Here is a 1020-nt window from a genome sequence, read left to right as displayed (position 1 = left end):
CTGGGGATGAACGCGCGGTTCATGACTGGTATCCGAGCACCGTGGTCATGCCGGTCTCGGCGTGGTAGATGTTGTGGCAGTGCGCGACCCACTGGCCGGGGTTGTCGGCGTCGAAGTCGACTGTCAGGGTCTGGCCCGGGAGGATGATGGAGGTGTCCTTCCGGGGGCCGCCGTTCGCGTGCTGGTAGGTGTGGCCGTGCAGGTGGAACGGATGCCACATCTCGGTGTCATTGCGGATCCGCAACTGCACCCGCTCCCCCATACTGACCGCGTGCGCGTCCCGCAACGGGTCGTTCATGTCGAACCGGCGCCCATTGATCCCCCAGTCGTACGCCTCCATCCCCCCGGTCAGCGCGAGGTGCACGACCCGGTCGGGGGATGCCTGGTGCAGGGTGACGGAGGCGGTCGCGCTCAGTCCGGCAGCGGTGCCGACCCTGCCGGTGCCGAGCTCGGCGACGGGGACGTCGCTGGCCGGAGCCGTGCCAGCGGCGGTGCGAACGAGCGCGAACGCGCGATCCTGCTTGCCTTCCGCGTCGGCGACGACAGGGAACACCCCATCGTCCAGGGTGACCTGCAGGTCGTAGCGTTCGCCCATCCCGATCAGGACACTGTCGACCTCGACAGGATCCACCGGGAACCCGTCGGTGTGGGTGATCGTCAGGGTGTGGCCGCCGATCGCGAACCGGAACGCGGTGTCGCTGCCGGCGTTGATGACACGGATCCGCACCCGGGCACCAGGAGTGCCGGTGAATTGGGCGGGGTCGGCTTTGGGTTTGCCGTTGATGAGGTACTGCGGGTAGTAGACGTCGCCGGCGTCGCCGCCGAGCAGCTCGGAGGTGGCGCCCATCAGCAGGTTCCCCATCCGCATGAACATGTCGCCCATCCCGCCCATGTCTCCCATGCCCTTCGAGAGGTCGGTGAGGACCTGGTCCGGGGTGGCGGTGACGCCGTCGAGCCAGTCGTCGAGGATCAGCACCCATTCGTCGTCCCACGTCACCTTCTCGTCCGGGTCGTCGATGA

1 protein-coding gene is annotated in these 1020 nt (G+C 67.7%); it reads right to left on the bottom strand.

Going from position 1 to position 1020, the window contains the following annotated elements; all coding sequences use genetic code 11:
- Positions 1-19: 19 nt before the first annotated feature.
- The coding region (locus MHO01S_RS16135; protein WP_060959183.1) for a multicopper oxidase family protein at positions 20-1020 on the bottom strand (1001 nt) is incomplete at its 5' end.

It is taken from the genome of Microbacterium hominis NBRC 15708 (assembly GCF_001592125.1).
Taxonomy (GTDB): Bacteria; Actinomycetota; Actinomycetes; order Actinomycetales; family Microbacteriaceae; genus Microbacterium; species Microbacterium hominis.
This window is presented reverse-complemented; position numbering and strand designations above follow the sequence as displayed.